17 protein-coding genes are annotated in these 18,083 nt (G+C 58.6%); 2 read left to right on the top strand and 15 right to left on the bottom strand.

Annotated elements, in window-relative coordinates; genetic code table 11:
- Positions 1–19 precede the first annotated feature (19 nt).
- The 13 genes from ACL2XG_RS24685 to ACL2XG_RS24625 form a co-directional block, all read right to left on the bottom strand.
- Positions 20–478, bottom strand: coding sequence for a helix-turn-helix domain-containing protein (locus ACL2XG_RS24685; RefSeq protein ID WP_413723267.1), 459 nt, complete (start codon positions 476–478; stop codon positions 20–22).
- Positions 475–786 carry a type II toxin-antitoxin system HigB family toxin gene (locus ACL2XG_RS24680; RefSeq protein WP_410014328.1) on the bottom strand — a complete coding sequence of 104 codons (312 nt, stop codon included), beginning with the start codon at positions 784–786 and terminating at the stop codon, positions 475–477. Before ACL2XG_RS24680 ends, ACL2XG_RS24685 begins: the two co-directional genes overlap by 4 nt.
- Before the next feature lie 124 nt (positions 787–910).
- On the bottom strand, positions 911–1,921 hold the full coding sequence (mglC, locus tag ACL2XG_RS24675; protein ID WP_410014327.1) for a galactose/methyl galactoside ABC transporter permease MglC: 1,011 nt from the start codon (positions 1,919–1,921) through the stop codon (positions 911–913).
- An 18-nt stretch (positions 1,922–1,939) separates the two neighbouring features.
- On the bottom strand, positions 1,940–3,460 hold the full coding sequence (gene mglA, locus ACL2XG_RS24670; RefSeq protein WP_410014326.1) for a galactose/methyl galactoside ABC transporter ATP-binding protein MglA: 1,521 nt from the start codon (positions 3,458–3,460) through the stop codon (positions 1,940–1,942).
- A 70-nt stretch (positions 3,461–3,530) separates the two neighbouring features.
- On the bottom strand, positions 3,531–4,532 hold the full coding sequence (gene mglB, locus ACL2XG_RS24665; protein WP_410014325.1) for a galactose/glucose ABC transporter substrate-binding protein MglB: 1,002 nt from the start codon (positions 4,530–4,532) through the stop codon (positions 3,531–3,533).
- Between the two features lie 182 nt (positions 4,533–4,714).
- On the bottom strand, positions 4,715–5,755 hold the full coding sequence (gene galS / locus ACL2XG_RS24660; protein WP_410014324.1) for an HTH-type transcriptional regulator GalS: 1,041 nt from the start codon (positions 5,753–5,755) through the stop codon (positions 4,715–4,717).
- A 320-nt stretch (positions 5,756–6,075) separates the two neighbouring features.
- Positions 6,076–6,372: a hypothetical protein gene (locus ACL2XG_RS24655; RefSeq protein WP_410014323.1), complete on the bottom strand. Its 297-nt coding sequence runs from the start codon at positions 6,370–6,372 to the stop codon at positions 6,076–6,078.
- A gap of 9 nt (positions 6,373–6,381) precedes the next feature.
- Complete coding sequence (gene pmrB / locus ACL2XG_RS24650) at positions 6,382–7,464, bottom strand: two-component system sensor histidine kinase PmrB (protein ID WP_410014322.1); 1,083 nt, start codon at positions 7,462–7,464, stop codon at positions 6,382–6,384.
- Entirely contained in the window at positions 7,461–8,138 is a 678-nt protein-coding gene (gene pmrA, locus ACL2XG_RS24645; RefSeq protein ID WP_410014321.1) for a two-component system response regulator PmrA, read from the bottom strand. Before pmrA ends, pmrB begins: the two co-directional genes overlap by 4 nt.
- Positions 8,135–9,787 carry a phosphoethanolamine transferase EptA gene (eptA, locus tag ACL2XG_RS24640; protein WP_413723268.1) on the bottom strand — a complete coding sequence of 551 codons (1,653 nt, stop codon included), beginning with the start codon at positions 9,785–9,787 and terminating at the stop codon, positions 8,135–8,137. Before eptA ends, pmrA begins: the two co-directional genes overlap by 4 nt.
- Positions 9,788–9,955: 168 nt before the next feature.
- Positions 9,956–11,116 (bottom strand): DUF418 domain-containing protein YeiB, encoded by a 1,161-nt coding sequence (gene yeiB / locus ACL2XG_RS24635; protein WP_413723269.1) that lies wholly within the window; start codon positions 11,114–11,116, stop codon positions 9,956–9,958.
- 57 nt (positions 11,117–11,173) lie between these two features.
- A complete protein-coding gene (gene folE, locus ACL2XG_RS24630) occupies positions 11,174–11,839 on the bottom strand; it encodes a GTP cyclohydrolase I FolE (protein ID WP_162368522.1) in 666 nt (221 codons plus the stop codon).
- A 156-nt stretch (positions 11,840–11,995) separates the two neighbouring features.
- Positions 11,996–13,120, bottom strand: coding sequence for a YbfB/YjiJ family MFS transporter (locus ACL2XG_RS24625; protein WP_410014318.1), 1,125 nt, complete (start codon positions 13,118–13,120; stop codon positions 11,996–11,998).
- A 102-nt stretch (positions 13,121–13,222) separates the two neighbouring features.
- Between ACL2XG_RS24625 and ptrR the strand changes: the two genes are divergently transcribed.
- Together ptrR and fghA are read left to right on the top strand one after the other, a co-directional pair.
- Complete coding sequence (gene ptrR, locus ACL2XG_RS24620; protein WP_413723270.1) at positions 13,223–14,137, top strand: putrescine utilization regulator PtrR; 915 nt, start codon at positions 13,223–13,225, stop codon at positions 14,135–14,137.
- Complete coding sequence (gene fghA, locus ACL2XG_RS24615; protein WP_413723271.1) at positions 14,137–14,985, top strand: S-formylglutathione hydrolase; 849 nt, start codon at positions 14,137–14,139, stop codon at positions 14,983–14,985. The genes ptrR and fghA overlap by 1 nt, the downstream gene beginning before the upstream one ends.
- Before the next feature lie 117 nt (positions 14,986–15,102).
- Here fghA and ACL2XG_RS24610 read toward each other — a convergent pair whose 3' ends face one another.
- Both ACL2XG_RS24610 and ACL2XG_RS24605 read right to left on the bottom strand, forming a co-directional pair.
- Complete coding sequence (locus ACL2XG_RS24610; protein ID WP_413723272.1) at positions 15,103–16,200, bottom strand: oxidoreductase; 1,098 nt, start codon at positions 16,198–16,200, stop codon at positions 15,103–15,105.
- A gap of 234 nt (positions 16,201–16,434) precedes the next feature.
- Positions 16,435–17,958 (bottom strand): amino acid permease, encoded by a 1,524-nt coding sequence (locus tag ACL2XG_RS24605; RefSeq protein WP_413723273.1) that lies wholly within the window; start codon positions 17,956–17,958, stop codon positions 16,435–16,437.
- Positions 17,959–18,083 lie beyond the last annotated feature (125 nt).

The raw sequence follows: 18,083 nt of genomic DNA, 5'->3' as shown, positions 1-18,083 counted from the left end.
GGTATTTCAGAACGACAATTCAACCGTAAATGAACATTTCGGCAGGAATGTGAAAGCGCTCGGAGAGTGCTTTTATATGATGTACAGTCAATGCACGCCGTCCGTTCAGTATGTTGCTTACGTTGGATTTAGAACCTAATTCACTCTCAAGATCCGCCGCTTTGAGTCCAAGCTGATCCATAATCGTGCGCAAAACTGCAATTCCACCTGGTATCCCGTCAAGCGCTTTGTTTAATTCAGCGAACTCCGGCGCACTGCTCTCATATTCGGCGATTTTTGCCGCTAGCGGTTCAAACAACGGATTATCAAGCTCGTCGTGGTCGATCAGGTACTCAATCAACTCCAGCGCCTGGTGGTATTCCGTTTCACTTTTGTTGCCCGTCATCAGGGGGATAATTTTCACGACGTTCCCAAATGCGGAAATTATGCCTTCGGCACTGGCGGCATTGAGGTGATTTTTACCATAGAGCGTAGTCATTCTTTATGCTCCCGATAATATTTTGTCAATTTGTCATAGTCGGCATGACTGGCGATATGCTTGATGAAAACCTTTTGCAATTGAAAATCGATAAACGCGATGATCCGTAGCGTATTTCCTGATACATCAATCACCCACCACTTCTCCCGATACTTAAAATTGTCTAGAGAAGATATCGCCTTTTTCATCGACTCCGGGCTGCTGAAACTGCCTTTTTCCAATGTCATTAGCAGATCAACAAGTGCAGTAGCGCTATTGGGGAATTCCGCCCGCGCCTCGTTGAACGGCAGCCTGCTGATAACGTGCAATCGTTTTGCCTCCCAGCATGACGTTTTCAACTTGAAAACATTCTAGTCTCTTCTCTGTACGTTTTCAAGATGAAAATACGTAAGCGCGGGGCCATTGACAACCCCGCACCTACGCCTGAGGCTGCTATTTCTTCTTCGCGTATTTCAGTGAATCCAGCGCCACCGCAAAGATAATAATCGCCCCTTTAATAATGTACTGCCAATAAGGATTTACGCCGATATAGGTCAGCCCATAGTTGATAACCGTAAAGATAATTACCCCCGTCACCACCCCCGCCACCGTGCCGACCCCGCCGGCGAACGATACCCCGCCCACCACGCAGGCCGCAATGGCGTCCAGCTCGTACATAAAGCCCAGGTTATTGGTGGCGCTGCCGATACGCCCGGCTTCCAGCATACCGCCGAAGGCATAGAACACCCCGGACAGGGCATAAATCATAATCAGGTTCAGCGGCACATTGACGCCGGAAACCTTGGCCGCTTCCGGATTGCCGCCGATGGCGAAGATATTTTTACCGAAGCGGGTCTTGGTCCAGATCACCCAGACAAACAGAATGGCAAACACCGCGTAAAACGTAATATAGGAAAGCTTAAAATCGCCGAAGCGCAGGAACCCTTGGGTAAAGGTGGAAAAATGGGAATCAAAGCCGGCGATGGGCGAGGCGCCGACAATATCGTAATACAGCGAGTTGACGCCATACACGATGATCATAGTACCCAGAGTGGTAATAAAAGGCGTCACATTAAGATAAGCAATCACCACGCCGTTAATCAGGCCGATAAAAGCGCCGATCACGCATACCGTCAGGATAACCACCGGGATCGGCAGGGTTTGCATATCCGGAAAGACTTTATTGACGTTTTCCATTGATTGCAGCAGGGTCGCCGAGACCACCGCCGCCAGCCCCACCTGGCGCCCGGCCGACAGGTCGGTGCCCTGGGTAACAATCAGCCCCGCCACGCCGAGCGCGATAATAATACGCACCGATGATTGGGTCAGGATATTACTTAAGTTTATCAGGCTTAAAAAAGTCGGATCCTGAAAAATGATAATAGCCAGCAGTACCAATAACACCACATAAATGCCGCCCTCTTTTAAATAAGTGAGCATGCTTTTCTTATTCAACACATTCATAATAAGAACCCTATAAAATTAAAGATGCACGGAAGCAAGACGTAAAATTTCGTTTTGCGAAGTTTGTTTCGTTTCCACAATCCCCGCCATCAGACCGTTACTCATTACCAGTATCCGGTCGGTGATCCCCAGGAGTTCCGGCATCTCGGACGAAATAATAATAATGCCCTTACCGCGTTTCGCCAGCTCGGTAATTAATTGATAAATTTCAAATTTAGCCCCGACATCAATCCCGCGCGTCGGTTCGTCCAGCAGCAGGATTTCCGGTTGGGTCAATAACCAGCGGCCGATAATCACTTTTTGCTGGTTGCCGCCCGACAACGAACCGATATTGGTCTGATGGCCCGGCGTTTTTACCCGCATGGAATCGATAACCCATTGGATATCGCTTTTCATGCGCGAATTATCCAGCAGCCCGATTTTGTTTTTATAATTGCGGATATTGGAAATCAGCGAATTAAAGCCGACATCCAGATAGGCGTAGATACCGGTGGCCCGCCGCTCCTCGGTCACCAGGGCAAAACCGTTGTTGATCGCCTCGTTGGCGCTGTTGTTTTTGATGGTCTTGCCATGCAGGATGATGGTGCCGGTCACTTTTTCGCGAATGCCGAACAGGGTTTCGACAATATCGGTGCGCCGGGCGCCCACCAGGCCCGCGATGCCGAGAATCTCCCCTTTGCGCAAGTCGAAGGAGATATTGCGGATCGACGGCTGGCGCAGCGAGGTCAGGTTTTTCACCTCCAGGATCACCTCGCCCGGTTCGCCTTCGCGCGTGGGGAAGCGCTGGCTGAGCGAACGCCCCACCATCATGGAGATAATCTTGTCCATGGTCAGGCCTTCCACCTGTTGGGTGGCAATCCACTGGCCGTCGCGCAGGATGGTGATTTCATCGCACAGCTGGAAAATTTCCTCCAGCTTATGGGAAATATAAACAATGCCGCACCCGCGCGCCTTGAGCTTGCGGATAATACTGAACAGATGATTGACCTCGCGTTCGGTCAACGACGAGGTCGGTTCATCCATGATGACGATTTTGGCATTATAGGAAAACGCCTTGGCAATCTCGATCATCTGCATTTGCGACACTGACAGGGTGGCCACTTTATCATAGGGATCGATATTAATGTCCAACTCGTCAAATATGGCCTTGGTGTCGGCGTACATCTTTTTGTGATCGACAAACAGGCCTTTGCGCGGATAACGCCCAAGCCACATATTGTCCATGACGGTACGCTGTAATACCAGGTTCAGTTCCTGATGCACCATGGAAACGCCATGTTCCAGCGCCTCTTTGGAACTTTTGAAATCGATTTCCTTTCCCTGGAAAATAATACTACCGGAATCTTTTTTATAAATGCCGAACAGGCACTTCAATAACGTGGATTTACCCGCGCCGTTTTCGCCCATCAAGGCATGGACGGAGTGGGAGTGCACCTTGAGGTTCACATTATCCAATGCTTTGACGCCAGGAAATGATTTACTGATGTTGTTCATTTCCAGCAGCCATTCGCCTGGCTGTTCGGTCGTAATATCGGCCATAGTTATACCCGGCTAGGATAAGACAGAAAAATCCCCCCTCGGGCGTCAGGCCCAATGGGGGGAGTGGGGATTATTTCTTAATAAACTGCGTTAAATTATCTTTATCGACGCCGACATAGGGGATGCGGACGACTTTATTATCCAGTTTCCAGTTGGTGCCTTCCGCCGCCGGTTTGCCGTCGGCCAGGTTTTTCGCCAGGTCGAAGGTGGCCTTGGCCTGGTTGTCGGCATCGTTCAGCACGGTGCCGGCCATAGCGCCGGATTTAACCATCGCCAGCGCTTCAGGCAGGGCATCGACGCCGAATACCGGAATGGCCGATTTATTGTGGGCTTTCAGCGCTTCCACCGCGCCCATGGCCATGGCGTCGTTATTGGCGATCACCACTTCAATCTTGTTGGCGTTCGGACCCGACATCCAGGCATCGGTTTTATCCTTGGCCTGGGCGGTATCCCACATGGCGGTATCCAGCTGCAGCTGCTGTACCTTGATCTTTTCCTGGTCGGTCAGGGTCTTGACCACATAGGCGGTGCGCGCTTCGGCATCGGGATGTCCCGGCTCGCCTTTAAGCAGTACATATTGGATCACGCCGTCTTTATTCAAATCCCATTCCGGATGCGCCTTCCAGTGCTTGGCGATAAGCTCGCCCTGGATAATGCCCGACTGCTTGGATTCGGTACCGACGTAATAGGCCTTGTCATAGCTGTCCAGGTCTTTACGGCTGGGTTCTTTGTTGTAAAACACCACGGGAATATTGGCGCCGCGCGCTTTTTCGATAATCACCGGCGCGGCGGCGGGGTCGACCAGGTTAATCGCCAGGGCCTTGACGCCCTTGGCAATCAATACGTCCACCTGGTCGTTTTGTTTTGACTGGTCATTTTGCGAGTCATTCATCAGCAGTTGCACGCCTTTGGCTTCTTTGGCGTCTTTTTCTATTGCCTTGCGCACCACCGACATGAAGTTATCGTCATATTTATAAATAGTTACCCCAATGCGGGTATCGGCGGCATGAGCGGCGACGGACAGCAACAGGCCGGTTGCCAGAGCGGTAAGGGTTAATGCCTTCTTATTCATTAGTTTCTCCGGAAATAGGTAGGTTTACTCAAAGGCAGACAAATTCCTTCCGTGGTTTTACCGACATCCCTGTACGAAAAGCCCTCGCGATGTTGACCTGATAGCATCGTGAGGGAATAACACCATTAGCATAGAGGGATCAATGTTAAGAAACTGTGAATATTCTCACAGTTTGGAAGCGGTTACATCTCATCTTCTGATGACGACGCGATCGCCGCCACGTTTTTCCAGGGCGCCACGGAATGGCGGCGCACCAGCGTCGGCATAAACAGGTGCGTTTGCTTCTCGTCGATGCGCCCCGCCGTGCCCAGCAGCGCCAGCTCGGTGGCGGCGACCGCCATGGCGAAGATGGGGTAGCGCACCGTGGTAAGATTGGGGCTGGTATAGCGGGAGATGGGAATATCGTCGAACCCCACCACCGAAAATTGCGTCGGCACCGCGATACCGTTTTCTTTCAGCGTCGCCAGGGCCCCCACCGCCATGCCGTCGTTATAGACAAACACCGCCGTCAGCTGCTGGTTGCGCCCCAGCAGCTCCACCATCGCCTCCTCGCCGCCCTGCAGGTCCGGCGAGCTGAACGCCTGCCAGCTTTGCGGCGGCGCGATCCCCTCCTCCGCCATGGCCTGCAGGTAGCCCTGGCGCCGCTGCCGCTCATCCTCGATGGGATGGTTGGAACCGATATAGCCAATCTGCCGGTGCCCCTGCTTGAGCAGGGTACGGGTGGCCATCAAGGCGCCGCTGACGTTGTCCAGCCCCACGCAGCGGTGCTCGAAGCCCGGCAGGATGCGGTTAATCAACACCATGCCCGGCTCGCGCACCATAAAGGGGATCATCTCTTCGTCGGACAGGATCTTGGCGTGGACCACCAGCGCGCTGCAGCGCTGGCGGATCAGGACTTCAATGGCATGGCGCTCTTTATCCGCCTGGTGGTAGCTGTTGTTGATCAGGACGTTTTTTTTATGCCGCTGCGCCACGGTGTCCACCGCTTTCACCAGCGCGCCGAAAAACGGATCGGATACGTCCATAACCACCACGCCGATGGTGTCGCTGATTTGCGTGGCCAGCGCCTGCGCATTGGCGTTAGGCCGGTAACCCAGTTCCTTGACCGCTTTCATCACCTTGTCGCGCGCTTCCTTGCTGGCGATAGCGCTATCGTTTAATACCCGTGACACCGTTGCCACCGATACCCCGGCCAACCGCGCCACATCACGAATAGTGATCATCTCATCCCCTGTTAATGGTGCTTTTCGCCCAGGTATTCTCGGCCAAACCGGCGGACATTGATGGTTTATGCCCTCCTGACGCTCCTGATTGTCATAACACTTATGAAACATAAAGCGCTATCCTAACCGGTTTAATCGCAACACAGCGTGAATCAGGTCACAGGACCGGAACCGTTTACATACATTATTGGCATTTTATCTGCCAGGCGCTTTCGCACGCATTGGCCGGAGGGGAAGGTTCGGTGGGGGCATACTTGATGGATGTTGTAACTATCGAGGGGCTTTTTTTTGTTATTTCACCCTATCCTATCACGAAATACTTAATCATCGCGGCGGCGGCGGTGTTTTTTCGCCCGGGAGTAAAATGACAGCGACCAGGCGCTGACCACCGAAACCAGCACAAAGGAGGCATTGATAAGCAGCACTATGTAGCAGGCGGCGGCCGGGCTGGATGCGTCGATGCGGCTGAAAACCGTCGCCGCGGCGGCAAGCGTGCCCGCCAGGCTGAGGATGATATACAAAAACGCCTTATTCCACGCCAGGTGCGCGTAACCGCTGGCCAGCAACGCCAGGATAAACAGGTTATACAGCCAGGGGGCGGACGCGTCGGATAGCATGGCGGTCTCCTAGGCCGGTTCGGTTAGGAACAGGCGGGCGATGGTGCCGGAGTGGTCGTCGCGGTTGACCAGCTCGAAGCGGCCGTTGTGCAGCTGCGCAATGCGGGTGACAATACTTAATCCCAGGCCGATGCCGTTATAGCGCTGATCCATGCGCACGAATTCCTTCGTCAGTTCCACCGCTTTCGCCGGGTCGACGCCCGGCCCTTCGTCAATCACCTGAAGCTGGATGCCGTCAGCGCCGTCATGCGTGAGCCGCACGACGATAATACTGTCCGCCGGGCTGTAGCGGTGGGCGTTTTCCACCAGGTTGCGCAGCAGCAGCCGCATCAGGATGGCATTGCCCTGGAAAATGATTTCCGTTTCCGGCAGCAGCCAGCGTATCCGCTGTCCGCGCTGTTCCACCATCTCGTCCAGTTCGCTTTGCTGCGGGATGATAACGTCGTCCCTGAACCTGACCGTTTGGTAATGGCCGGAGGAAAAATCGTGGCGAATGCGCGCCAGCAGCAGCAGCTGTTCCACGGTATAGGACATATTGTCCACCCGCTCGATAAGCGGCTGGCAGTCGATACCGTACTGCTTTTCCTGTACCTCCAGGTGCAGCCGGATGCCGGAAAGCGGCGTGCGTAATTCATGGGCCACGTCGGAGGTAAACTGCCGGTCCTGCTGCAAGGTGGTATTCAGCCGGAACAACAGCTGGTTAAGGCTGCGGGTGACGGCGATCACCTCGCGGATATTGCCGAGCTCCGGCAGCGGCTCAAAGTTTTCCGCGCCGCGCGATCCCAGCGCGTCCTGCAGGCGCGAGAGCGGCTGGGTTATCCAGTTCACCGCCTGGAAGCAGAAGAACAGCGTGAACATAATCATCATCAGCGACGGCACGCTGAGCGCGGCGATGGCCTCGCGTATTTCCTGGTTAACGTGCTCGTTACGCACGCTCTCCGCCAGGGTACGGTTGACCAGCAGGTCGATTTGTTCTTTGCTTTCGTGCCATAACCAGATAACGGTAATCAGCTGGCAACACAGCAGGATAATGCCCAGCACCACGATAAGCCGCCAGCGCATGCTGGTCATCGGACCGTCGGCGGCTTTCATGACGGCTCCCCTGCCGCGGTTTTGGTCAGCAGGTAACCGAATCCGCGCAGGGTGCGGATACGATCCTTGCCGATTTTCGCCCGCAGATTATGAATATGGACCTCGAGCGAGTTGGACGAGGGGTCGTCATCCCAGTTATACAGATCCTGATGGAGGATTTCGCGGTGGATGCGATGCCCCGCCCGCAGCATCAGCCGGGAAAGAATGGCGAATTCCTTCGGCGTCAGTTCGATAATCTTGCCGTCCAGGGTCACTTCGTGGCTGTTCAGGTCGAGTGAAATATTATCCACCCACAGCTGATTGTTACTTTTGCCCTGATGGCGGCGGATAATGGCGCGCACCCGGGCCAGCAGCTCGCTGAGGGCAAAAGGCTTGACCAGGTAATCGTCCGCCCCCAGGTTTAGACCGTGCACCCGTTCATCGATGCCATCGCGCGCGGTCAGGATCAGCACCGGCACGTCGTTTCCCGCCTTGCGCCACAGATTCAGCAGCGACATGCCGTCACCGTCCGGCAGGCCCAGGTCGAGTATTGCCAGGCTGTAGGCGGTGCTGTCCATCAGATGTTCCGCGTCGCGCAGATTACCCGCGCAGTCGCTGGCGTAGCCTTCCTGCTGCAGGGCCATTCGCAGGCCGTCCTGCAATAACTTATCGTCTTCGATGATCAGAATTTTCATTGCTGCGCATCCCGGCAAGGTTGTAAAACATCAAGATCCGGCTGATAGAGTTGCGTTTTGACATCGGTCAGTCCAAGCAACGTAGAGAAGAGATTATCGTGTGAGTAGGCCTGTCGTTTTGCCCGGTCTCGCAGGCAGTCTTCCCGGACGGCATGCGCCTGGACATAGTCGGGCGACAGCCAAATCAGCATCGGGATATGGGTTTGCTGGGCCGGCGCCACGGCGTAAGGCATGCCGTGCAGATAGATACCGTTCTCGCCCAGGGATTCGCCGTGATCTGACAGATAGACCAGGGCGGTATTGAACCTATCGCCATGAGCTTGCAGCAATTTTATGGTCTTATCAAGCATGTCGTCTATATAGACAATAGTATTGTCATAAGTGTTAACCAGCGCCTGGTTCGAACAGGTTTGAATCTCGTTGGTGTCGCAGGTGGGGGCAAAGGCGGCGGCGGTTTTCGGGTAGCGCTGGTAATAAGTCGGGCCGTGGCTGCCCATGGTATGCAGCACGATAACCGTATCCTTGGTGCGCGCGTTGATGTAGCCGTCCAGGTTGCGCAGCAGGGCTTCGTCCAGGCAGACGCCTTCGGCGCAGAGTTCGGGTAGATGCCAGGTGCTGAGCTGTTCGGTGGGCACCCGCAGGCAGACATCCTTGCAGCCGCCGTCGTTTTCCCGCCACAGCACATCCACCTGCGCCCGCTGGATGATATCCAGCGCGTTGCTTTGGCTGTCGGCTTTTTCGCCGTCATACTGCCTGCGCGTCATGCCGGAAAACATGCAGGGTACCGATACCGCCGTGGCGGTGCCGCAGGACGAGGTGTCTGGAAAATAGATGACGTTGTCCGCCGCCAGCTTGGGGTTGGTCAGCTGGCCGTAGCCGCCCAGCGAAAAATCCTGCGCGCGGGAGGTCTCGCCCACCACCACGATGATCAGGTTCTTTTTATGATTGTCATGAATCGCGGGGACAATATGCGCGTCCTGGCCGCGCTCGGTGAAGGGCATTTTCTTGACGTAATCATGCTTGTAATAGGAATAGCCGCCGAGCGCCATATCGCTGGGGACCAGGTTTTTCACCAGCTGCTGGTTATTGCGCATCAGCGAAGCGTAGTCTTTATAAAAGAAAGAGGCCACCAGCGCGATAACACAGAGCGATACCAGGACATTCAGGAAATGCAGACCGATATTCGACCAGGAAAACGCCACCGGCCTGACCTTGATCCACAACACCAGCAGCGAGGGCAAAATACCGAAGACGATAAGATACAGCGCCAGGCGCGGCGTCAGCAGGGCGACGCTTTCCACAAGCGTAGTGTCAAGGGTGTTCTGGACCATGCCCCGGTCGATAATAATGCCGTACGCCTGCATAAAATACTGCGCCAGGGCGTCGCTGAAAAACAATAGGATGACGATGGGCTTGCGGATATAAGGCAGCAGGATCACGCTGAATAATACATTGAGCGCGAACAACAGGGTAACGGGCATGCTGATAAAAAACAGTAAGTTGTAGCCTACTGATATATCGACGAGCTGCAGGACTTTTCTAAAATAAACGATATTCTGGAAAAAAGTAATGACCAGCGCCACGATAATATTAAAAAACCACGGGCTGACCGTGGGGCGCGGCGCCGCTTTCGCAATATTAAACCACATATTCAGGTTAGCTCAGGGAAATATTAGCGCCAGTTAACCATGAAAAAATTAACCTAACCTTAAGCGGGCACATGCTTTGATGAATGATTAAAGTAATGGCGCACTCTCCCGGCAATCCCGCCTCCGCCAGGGATAATGGATGGCGATGCCCTGCCCCGGGGAAGGACCTTAGTCCGCCGCGCGCGCCGGGGCGCCGGCGGTCAGCCGGGTGAGGCGGCGCCATGCCCATTCCATCGGCCCCTGGGGGAAAAACCGCAGCCACAGGGTGGAAAACAGGATATTGGCCAGCCAGACGGGGGGCACCAGCAGCAGCAGGCCGGTGCGGCCGAGGGACATAAACAGGCCGAACTGGTTAAACACCAGGGTGCACAGCAGTGTTTGCAGCAGGTAGTTGCTCAACGCCATGCGTCCGACGTTACTCACCCAGCGCACGACGCGCAGGCCGCCGATGGCCGGCCAGAAGCCGTAGCACAGCGCCACGTAGCCGAGCGCCTGGAACGGGGCGCCCAGCTCGCGGGGAATTTGCAGCAGGAACGCGCACCAGTGATAAGCCCAGCCCGATTGCCACTGCGCCACCACCGACGGCAGGTTTATCGCCAGCCCCAGGGGAATAAGCCAGGACGCCATGGCGCGGTAGTGGGCGGGACTTCTGTTGCCCGCCAGCCAGCCGCTGCGCATCAGCCCGGCGCCAATCAGCATGGCGCCGGCCAGCAGCCAGCCGTACTGGGCCGCCAGCGACATCAGGCTCGATTGCAATAACGCCAGGCGCACGCTCCAGGCTTCGGGACCGCCGGTGGTTTGCCAGTAGTATTCGTAAATGCGATCGGCCACGCCGGGCAGCCAGAACCGCCCCGGCGCGGCGCCGGCCAGCATCGCCTGCATCAGAACCAGGATGCCGAGGCCGATGGCGTACAGGGCGATGCCGGCGCCGATCAGGCGTCCGGACGATATATCGTGGCGAATGGCGCCCAGGCACAGCAGCCCCACCAGGCCGTAATCCAGCAGGATATCGCCGTCCCAGAAAAAGATGGCGTGGATCAGGCCAAAGGCCATTAGCCAAAACAGCCGCGAGCGTATCCAGCGGCCGCCGCGCGGCAGCAGCATTTGCAGGCCGGCGCCGAACAGCAGGGCGAACAGGGTCAGGAACTTGACCTGCGCCACCATGTCCATCACGGCCCAGGTCCAGGCATCGGCCAGGGAAGGCGCGCCCATAAACGCCGGATTGAGATAGGCCGCCTTCGGCAGGCCGAAGGCGGTAATATTCATCAGCAGGATGCCGAGAATCGCCATCCCCCGCGCGCAGTCCAGCATGGCGATGCGCTCGCGCATGGGCAACCTCTTTTATCAGGCGGCGCGCACCGCGCCGTAACACATATCAGCGCCGCATCAGCCGTTGTGGTGGCGTACGGCCCGTAAAAATTCCTGGCGCGTATTCTGGCTGGATTTAAACAATCCGCCCAGGGACGTGGTGGTGGTGGCGCTGGTGGCGTCGCGGATGCCGCGCGCTTTCACGCAGTAATGCACCGCGTCGATGGACACCGCCACGTTCAGGGTGCCGAGCAGGGTTTGCAGCGCCACCAGGATTTGCTGCGTCAGACGCTCCTGCACCTGCGGGCGCTGGGCGAAAAACTGCACGATGCGGTTGATTTTGGATAAGCCAATCACGCTGTCCTTCGGGATATAGGCCACGGTGGCCTTGCCGTCGATAATCACGAAGTGGTGTTCGCAGGTGCTGGTCAGGGTGATATCCCGTACCGTGACCATTTCATCCACCTTCATCTTGTTTTGAATCAGGGTGATTTTGGGGAAATTGGCGTAATCCAGGCCGGAAAAAATTTCATCAACGTACATCTTGGCAATCCGGTGCGGCGTTTCCGCCAGGCTGTCGTCGGATAAATCCAGGTTAAGCAGGTTCATTATGGCGGTCATGTGCTCGGCAATCTGCCGTTTGCGGGTTTCCCCGTCCAGCACTTCCCCGCGCAGGGGCGTTTCGAGGCCGCGCGTCATTAAGGCTTCATGCACCAATGCGGCTTCTGTTGTCAGCGATAGCATACTTTTTCTTCTCCGGCAGGCCTGGCTGCTCTTGATCTCATCACGTCAAGATGCGCCCCCACTCTAGTAGAGAGCGCCGCGTTTATCCAGTGAATGTGTTGCATGCGCCATGAAATTTTTACCGGCTTTACCGCATCGCCGCCTGTGACTAACCGTTCAGGGCTGACGCCATGCCAGCGCGCCCGCGAGCGCCAGGGCGGCCACCGCCGTCATCAGCGCCGGCTCCAGCCGGCCGGTCAGGCTGCTGGCCAGCGCGGAGAGCATGGGGCCGATAAGCTGCCCGACCGCGTAGCCGCAGGTGAGCAGGCCGGTCATGAAGCGCATATGATCCGGCGCCTGGCGGCGGGAGCAGACCAGCGTCAATTGCACCACGCTCAAAAAGCCGCCGCCGGTGAGCACCGCGCCCGCCATCAGGCCGGCGACGCCGGGCATGGCGATCATCAGGCCGACGCCGAGCGTTTGCGCCCAGAGGGTCAGCGCCAGCCGCTGGCCGGCGCGCAGGCGATGGCGCGTCAGAATGCCGACCCCAATGCCCGCCATGCTGGCGGCGCCGAACACCGGCCAGATCCAGTGGCCGGTCTCGCTGCCGGGAAACCGCGCGGCCGCCATCTGCGCCAGAAAGGTGGCCGGCAGGATATAACCGAAACCCGCCAGGGAGTAGCTCCAGACCAGGCTTTTCAGCCGTGGCGTCAGCGCCGGCCTGGCGGCGTCCGGGCCCTGGCGCGTCAGCGCGCCGCCTCTGGGCAGATGCGCGCTGATAAGCGCCACCAGCAGCAGCGCCGTAACGCCATAGACCAGCCAGGCGCCCGCGGCGTGGATATCCAGGCGATGCATGACCAGCGCCAGCAGGCCGCTGACCATGATGCCGGCGCCGGGACCGGCGAACACCGCGGCACTGAGCGCCGGGCGACGTAGTTGTACCAGCCGGTCGCCGGTCCAGGCCGCCACCAGCACCATTGCCCATCCGCTGGCCGCGCCCGCCAGCAAACGCAGCAGGCAGTGCGCAAGCAGGCTGTGGGTAACGGCGCAGAGCAGCGTGATGGCCACCGTCCCCCACAGCCCAAGCCACAGCCGTATTTCCAGCCCCCTGCCCGCGCGCATGGCGTCATAAGCGCCCACCAGGTAGCCCAGGTAATTACAGGCCGCCACCACCCCCGCCCCGGTAAGGGTTAACTGCCCCGCGCTTATCATCAGCGGTACCTGCGGCGTAAAGGCGAAACGGCCGATACCCATCGCCACCAACAGTGCCAGAAAGCCGCTCAGGGCCACTTTTATCGCCATACCTTCTCCACAAGAAATATTCATCTTGCCAATAGCATGCACGATCACTAAACTCACGAAAAATGAATAATCAAGACCAACTTACTGACAAATAGAGAACACATGGATCTGACCCAGCTGAAAATGTTCTGCGCCGCCGCCGATACCGGTTCGCTGGCGCGCGCCGCCGAGCAGTTGCATCGCGTGCCGTCCAACCTGACTACCCGGCTGCGGCAGCTGGAGCGGGAATTGGGAACCGATCTGTTTATCCGCGAAAAACAGCGCCTGCGGCTCTCGCCCATGGGGCATAATTTCCTGGGCTACGCCACGCGGATCCTGGCGCTGAGCGAAGAGGCCATCAGCATGACCCACGCCGGGGAACCGACGGGCAATTTTGCCCTCGGCTCCATGGAAAGCACGGCAGCCATCCGCCTGCCCGCGCTGTTGGCCACCTATCATCAGCGTTTTCCCCGGGTGTCGTTGTCGCTGGCGACCGGATCCTCGGGGGAGCTGGTGGACGGCGTGCGCGCCGGCACCCTGGCCGCCGCCCTGGTGGACGGTCCGGTGAACTATGCTGAAATAGAAGGTTGCTACAGCTTCGCCGAGACGCTGGTATTGATTGCCGCGCTCGATCAGCCGCCGATCGACAGCCCGGCGGAGATTGCCGGCAAGACGTTGTTCGCCTTTCGCCCCAGCTGTTCTTACCGCCGGCGCTTTGAAGCGTGGTTTGCACAGCAGGGCGTGGCGCCCGGTCCGATCCTGGAAATTCAGTCGTATCATACCATGCTGGCCTGCGTCGCCAGCGGCGCCGGCGTGGCCATGCTGCCGCTGACGGTGCTGCGTCAATTACCGGATCGGCGGCGGGTGTCGGTGCATGAATTGCCGGCGCCCACCGCCGATGTGGCGACGTGGCTTATCTGGCGCGCCGATGCGTTCAGCCCCAACGTGGCGGCGCTGAAAAAACTGATTATCGAGCAATACCCGCCCGCGCCCGGGAACGGGTGTGCGGTTAACGATATGGTCCTGGAGAATATGTGATGGATGCGATGCCTGAGTGTATTGATGAGCACCGGCTGTTCGGCGGCCGGCAATGCCGTTTTCGCCATCGTGCGGCGAGTACCGGCGGCCTGATGACCTATAGCCTGTTCGTGCCGCCCGCCGATCGGCACGCGGCGCCGCCGCATATGGTGTTCTGGCTGTCGGGACTGACCTGCAGCGATGAGAATTTTTCGCAGAAAAGCGGCGCCCAGCGGGTGGCCGCCGAGCTGAACCTGTTGCTGGTGATGCCGGATACCAGCCCCCGAGGCGCGGATGTGCCGGATGACGAGGCGTATGATCTGGGCCAGGGCGCGGGGTTTTACGTTAACGCCACGCGGCAACCCTGGGCCGGGCAATTCCGGATGTTTGATTATGTGGCCGAAGAGTTGCCGGCGCTGGTGCGACGGCAGTTTGCGGTGAGCGGCCGGCAGGCGATCATGGGGCATTCCATGGGCGGCCACGGCGCGCTGATGCTGGCGTTGCGTTTCCCGGGGCGGTTTAGTTCAGTATCGGCGTTTGCGCCTATTGTCAATCCGGCGGAGGTGCCCTGGGGGCGTAAGGCGTTTAGCCACTACCTGGGGGATAACGCGCAGGCGTGGCGGGAATACGATAGCTGTGTCCTGCTGGCGGGGGATGCGGCCAGGCCATTGCCGATACTGATAGATCAGGGCGATGCCGATCAGTTTCTGGCGACGCAGCTGCAGCCCGAGAAGTTTGCGGATCTGGCGCGGCGGCGGGACTGGCCGTTAACGTTGCGCATCCAGCCGGGTTATGATCACAGCTATTTTTTCATCGCCAGCTTTATCGAGGATCATCTGCGCTTTCACGCGCTGCATCTTAACCGTTAACGCCCGTCCACTGTGAATCCGCCGACAGCGAGCCTGGCGAAACGGGGGCGTCCGGTGCCCCGAAACGCCGTGGCTGCTTCGGCCTCATAGGCACGCTTTCCCTTTTATCCGCCATGCTTACGCTGCCGCACCGGCGGCGACAGCCTCGACGTCGCGCAGCGCCTGCAGCACAATAGCCTCGTTTAAAGCGATCGGCACCAGATGGATGGATTCTCCCGGCTGGAGCGTGCGGGCAATGAGCTGGCCGACGGCGTCGCGGTCGTTGATATCCACACGCATGGCCGCCAGCGACGTCGGCAGGCCGAAGCGGCTCCAGGCGGCGCTGAGCGCGCGCAGGACGTCATGTTGTCCCAGCAGGGCGCACTGGACCAGGATGCCGTAGGCGACTTTGGTGCCATGCAAAAAGGACGCGGTGGCGGGCAGCGCCGTTAAGCCGTTATGGACCGCGTGCGCGGCCGCCACCCGCGTGTAGCGTTCGCCCAGGCCGCCCACCATGCCGCCGGCGGCGATAATGGCGTCCACCACATCAAGAAAATCCTGGCTTAGCTCGCCCCGGTCCAGCGCCGTCAGCGCCGCGGCGCTTTGGTTGAGCAGCACATCGCGCGCCGCCAGCGCGGTCTGGAGCCCCAGGCGTACGGTAAGCGGCAGTTTTTCCGGTTCGGGACTGAGCACCACCGCCTCATACCATTTCGCCAGCGTATCGCCGATGCCCGCCAGCAGGTAAGCTTTCGGCGCCGCCAGGATAATGCGCGGCTCCACCAGTACCAGGTGGTTGGCATCGGCGAAGATTTCAAAGCGCAGGGCTTGCCCGGCGTCGTCGTACCAGACCGAGAGCGGCGTCCAGGCGGCGCAGGTGGCGGCGATGGTGGGGATAGCCACCAGCGGGATGCCCAGGCGACGGGCCACCACCTTGGCGGTATCCAGCACCGCCCCGCCGCCGACGCCTATCACCACGCGGCGGTCGCCGCCGGCCCGGCGCGCCAGATCCGCAACGTCGCGCTCGCTGCAATGGCCGGCAAAACCGATGCGCACCGCGCCGGGGGCGTCAAAGGACGCCGGCAGGTAGGCGCGCGCCGCCGCCAGCGCCCGTTCGCCGTAAATCCAGACCGCGTTCGCCAGCACGTCCGCAGGATAGAAATGGACCAGCTGTTCGATGGCGCCGGAGTAGGAATAGTAATTATCGGGAGATACCTGTACACGGATTGCGTATGACATGCCTTGGCCTGTATAAAACCGCGCGCCGTGCGAACTGACCTAGCCGACCCGGCCCGCGCTGGAATGGGAAGAATATCTTATTGGGTATCCGGGCAATGGGTAAGCATTTTTTCGGCATATAAAAAGCCAATCGCGCTATAAACCCGGGCCGGCGCGCCGCCCGGGATCACCCGAGGGGACGGCGCGCGCGACGGGCCGGGCGGACGGCGGGCGCATCATCCGCCGTCCCGCGGTTCAGCTCTCCGAGCGCAGGGGCGCGGGCGGCGCGGCGACGGCGCGGGGTTCAGCGGCATCGGGCCGGGCGGGGAAAATCATCTCCCGATAAGGCACCAGGCGCGAGCCGTGGCTCCATTTGTAACCCAGCCAGATAACCAGGAACAGCGGGATGCCGATATAGGTGGCGGTGACGCTGTACCAGTCGATGCGATCCTGTAAAAACGCCTGGTAGTTTTGCCCGAGCGTGATAAGCAGGCACAGCACAAAGGCGAAAATCGGCCCGAGGGGAAAAAAGCCCGAGATATACGGCAGGTCGCTGAGCCGGCGGCCCTGGATGATATACCCTTTACGAAAGCGGTAATGGCTGATGGCGATGCCCAGCCAGGCGATAAAGCCGGTCATGCCGGAGGTATTAAGCAGCCACAGGTAGACCGTCTGGTTGCCGTACATCGAGGTCAGAAAGCACAGGCCGGCCATGATGGTGGTCAGGTAGAGCGCGTTGCGCGGCACCCCGCCCCGGGATAACTTGGCGAAGATTTTCGGCGCCTTGCCTTCGCAGGCCAGCATATACAGCATGCGGGTGGAGGCATACATGCCGGAGTTGCCGGCCGAAAGCACGGCGGTCAGGATCACCGCGTTCATTACGGCGGCGGCGGAGAGCAAACCGGCGTTGCGGAACACCAGCGTAAACGGACTGACGGTAATATCCTTGACGTCGTTGCGCAGCAGGTTCGGGTCGGTATAGGGGATGATCAGGCTGATGATCAGGATGGCCAGCACGTAGAACAGCAGGATACGCCAGAACACCTGGCGCACCGCGCGCGGAATATTCTTGCCCGGATCGGCGGACTCGCCGGCGGCGACGCCGATAAGCTCGGTGCCCTGGAAAGAGAAACCGACAATCATCGCCACCCCGATCATCGCCGGGAACCCGCCGGCGAAAGGCGCGTCCCCCACCTGCCAGTTATGCCAGCCCGCACCCTCGCCGCCGCGCAGGATACCGGCAATCATCAGTACGCCCACGGCGATAAATATCACCACCGTGACCACTTTGATCAGTGAAAACCAGTATTCCGCCTCGCCGAAGCCCTTGACCGAAATGGCGTTAAGCAAAAACATAATGGCAAGGAATATGGCGCTCCAGATCCAGCCGGGCACCGTGGGGAACCAGTAGTTCATTACCAACTGCGAGGCCACCAGATCGACGGCGATGGTCACCGCCCAGTTGTACCAGTAGTTCCAGCCCAGCGCAAAACCGAACCCTTCCTCGACGTAGCGCGCGCCGTAGGTGGCGAACGAGCCGGATACCGGCATGTAGGCCGCCAGTTCGCCCAGGCTGGTCATCAGGAAATAAACCATCAGGCCTATCAGGATATAGGAGAGCAGCGCGCCGCCGGGACCCGCCTGGGAGATGGTCGCCCCGGAGGCGACAAACAGCCCGGTGCCGATGGAGCCGCCGATGGCGATCATGGTCAGGTGGCGTGCCTTAAGTTCACGCCGCAGGCCCGGCGCGGCCTGGGGTTCGATGCGGTTTTGCAACATGGTTGTTCAGTCTGTCCGTACAAAAATCGAGGGCGGATTGTAACAAATCAGGCGGCGGGGGATAGCGCAACGCGCCGGTTATAAGAGACCTTCATGATCGGCAGGGAATTATAAGCAATACGGCG

This window comes from Sodalis sp. RH24 (assembly GCF_047324145.1).
Lineage (GTDB): Bacteria > Pseudomonadota > Gammaproteobacteria > Enterobacterales > Enterobacteriaceae > Acerihabitans.
The sequence above is the reverse complement of the archived record's forward strand: the minus strand, read 5'-3'. Positions and strand labels throughout refer to the sequence as shown.

What these genes read in the sequence shown, in the direction of transcription:
- pmrA (WP_410014321.1), bottom strand. Translation starts at nt 8,138, where the DNA reads ATGAAAATTCTGATCATCGAAGACGATAAGTTATTGCAGGACGGCCTG.
- fghA (WP_413723271.1), top strand. Translation starts at nt 14,137, where the DNA reads ATGGATGCGATGCCTGAGTGTATTGATGAGCACCGGCTGTTCGGCGGC.
- ACL2XG_RS24685 (WP_413723267.1), bottom strand. Translation starts at nt 478, where the DNA reads ATGACTACGCTCTATGGTAAAAATCACCTCAATGCCGCCAGTGCCGAA.
- mglB (WP_410014325.1), bottom strand. Translation starts at nt 4,532, where the DNA reads ATGAATAAGAAGGCATTAACCCTTACCGCTCTGGCAACCGGCCTGTTG.
- ACL2XG_RS24655 (WP_410014323.1), bottom strand. Translation starts at nt 6,372, where the DNA reads ATGCTATCCGACGCGTCCGCCCCCTGGCTGTATAACCTGTTTATCCTG.
- ACL2XG_RS24605 (WP_413723273.1), bottom strand. Translation starts at nt 17,958, where the DNA reads ATGTTGCAAAACCGCATCGAACCCCAGGCCGCGCCGGGCCTGCGGCGT.
- folE (WP_162368522.1), bottom strand. Translation starts at nt 11,839, where the DNA reads ATGCTATCGCTGACAACAGAAGCCGCATTGGTGCATGAAGCCTTAATG.
- galS (WP_410014324.1), bottom strand. Translation starts at nt 5,755, where the DNA reads ATGATCACTATTCGTGATGTGGCGCGGTTGGCCGGGGTATCGGTGGCA.
- pmrB (WP_410014322.1), bottom strand. Translation starts at nt 7,464, where the DNA reads ATGAAAGCCGCCGACGGTCCGATGACCAGCATGCGCTGGCGGCTTATC.
- mglC (WP_410014327.1), bottom strand. Translation starts at nt 1,921, where the DNA reads ATGAATGTGTTGAATAAGAAAAGCATGCTCACTTATTTAAAAGAGGGC.
- ACL2XG_RS24610 (WP_413723272.1), bottom strand. Translation starts at nt 16,200, where the DNA reads ATGTCATACGCAATCCGTGTACAGGTATCTCCCGATAATTACTATTCC.
- eptA (WP_413723268.1), bottom strand. Translation starts at nt 9,787, where the DNA reads ATGTGGTTTAATATTGCGAAAGCGGCGCCGCGCCCCACGGTCAGCCCG.
- ptrR (WP_413723270.1), top strand. Translation starts at nt 13,223, where the DNA reads ATGGATCTGACCCAGCTGAAAATGTTCTGCGCCGCCGCCGATACCGGT.
- yeiB (WP_413723269.1), bottom strand. Translation starts at nt 11,116, where the DNA reads ATGCGCGAGCGCATCGCCATGCTGGACTGCGCGCGGGGGATGGCGATT.
- mglA (WP_410014326.1), bottom strand. Translation starts at nt 3,460, where the DNA reads ATGGCCGATATTACGACCGAACAGCCAGGCGAATGGCTGCTGGAAATG.
- ACL2XG_RS24625 (WP_410014318.1), bottom strand. Translation starts at nt 13,120, where the DNA reads ATGGCGATAAAAGTGGCCCTGAGCGGCTTTCTGGCACTGTTGGTGGCG.